We start from the raw sequence: 1,605 nt of genomic DNA, 5'->3' as shown, positions 1-1,605 counted from the left end.
ACCTGCACGACCCCCGGCGACAAGAGCCCGGCACGCGCCGCGTCGAAGCCGATCCCGGCACAAGGGCTTTGGTCCGCTGGATGGGCACCGCGGGTGCCGTCCTGCTCCGCCCCGACCGCGTCGTCCTCGCCACCGCGGCCCGACCCCGCCGCCCCGACACCACGTGCGGAGACGATCTCGCGGCCACCTCCGCCGCCTGGGCGTCCCTGTGCAGCAGCGGCCGGGCAGCCGAGGGCCCTCCAACCGTGGTCGCGGAACCACGGTGACGACGGCCGATTCCGCATCACGGATGCTTTCCGCCCGGGAAGCGCCCGAAGAGAGTGCGTCGTACGACACCGGCGGCCTGCGCGAGCTCCTCCGTCCTGGCGCTCGGGTCCGGCCGAGCTCATGGCGGAACGCCGCCTCGACCAGCTCTGCCACGTGTACGGCTGTCCGGTCCGCGTGACCCAGGGAGTGATCTTGCGGCCGGCCTCCGCGGTCGCGAGCCACTGGGCGGTCGTCCCCGGCCAGCGGAGGAAACCCGTATCTGCCAGCATGGGTATGGAGTCCAATCGGTCGGCCGGTAGCCGACCTGGGCGGCAAGAGGGGCTGCCGTGATGGCTGGGGCTGAGGCGCCTACCCGGGTAACGGTCGTGACGAATCCACGCTCGGGTGGAGGCAAAACCGCCCGCTTCGACCTGATCAACCGGGCCGAGGGTATGGGGGCACAGGTCTGGTCGACCAGTGCCGAGCACGACGCGACGTCACTCGCCAGGCTCGCGGTCCAGGAGGGGGCCGAAGTGCTGGCAGTCGCGGGCGGGGACGGAACTGTATCGGCTGTGGCCGCGGTGGCGGCCGCTACAGATCGGCCGTTGCTGGTGGTCCCGGCAGGCACGCGCAACCATTTCGCCCGGGATCTCGGCCTCGACATCCGCAATCCGGTTTCCTCGCTGAGCGCCCTGATCGATGGCGTACCAACCCGTGTGGATCTCGGGCTGGTAGGCCCGCACACCTTCGTCAACAACGTGTCGTTCGGCCCCTACGCCGACGCACTGTTGGAGCCCGGGTACCGGGAGGACAAGGCGCGTACCCTCGCTTCCGTCGCACCCGATTACCTCAGCGGGAGGCAATGCGTCGAGGCCGATGTGGACACCCCGCAGGGAACCGTCCAGCTCCCCCAAGTTGTGTTGGTCTCCAACAACCCGTACCACATCGCCACTCCGCGCTACCTAGGGCGCCGCTTCACGCTCACCTCAGGACTGCTCGGCGGCATCGTGCTCAAGCGCCCGACCGACATGCCGCCGGACCTCCTGCGACACCTTCGCGGCGAGCTACTGCGGCGGCAGCCTGGTCCAAGTACGCCGGGTGATGCAGTCATCGCCTGGATGGCGGACACCATCACATTGCACGGCGGGCGGCGGCAACTACGTGCAGGGGTGGACGGCGAACCCGTCACGCTGCCTCTTCCCGTCACGTGCGAGGCCCGGCCAGGTGGACTGCGGGTGTTGCTACCGAGGGACCGACCAGGAATCCCACGAGAGCCGAGGCCCGGGCTCCCAAGAGCACCGCGTGACTACTGAGACATGGAACTCAGAGAACATTCCGGTACGCCCTGATTCAGAACCG

1 protein-coding gene is annotated in these 1,605 nt (G+C 69.2%); it reads left to right on the top strand.

All coding sequences use genetic code 11. The annotated features are described in order from the left end of the window. Window positions 1-632: 632 nt before the first annotated feature. Entirely contained in the window at window positions 633-1,559 is a 927-nt protein-coding gene (locus tag ABZ641_RS36595) for a diacylglycerol kinase family protein (protein WP_359988850.1), read from the top strand. Window positions 1,560-1,605 lie beyond the last annotated feature (46 nt).

Origin of the sequence: Kitasatospora sp. NPDC007106 (assembly GCF_040634455.1) — a bacterium.
In the GTDB taxonomy this organism is placed as follows: Bacteria; Actinomycetota; Actinomycetes; order Streptomycetales; family Streptomycetaceae; genus Kitasatospora; species Kitasatospora arboriphila.
The sequence above is the reverse complement of the archived record's forward strand: the minus strand, read 5'-3'. Positions and strand labels throughout refer to the sequence as shown.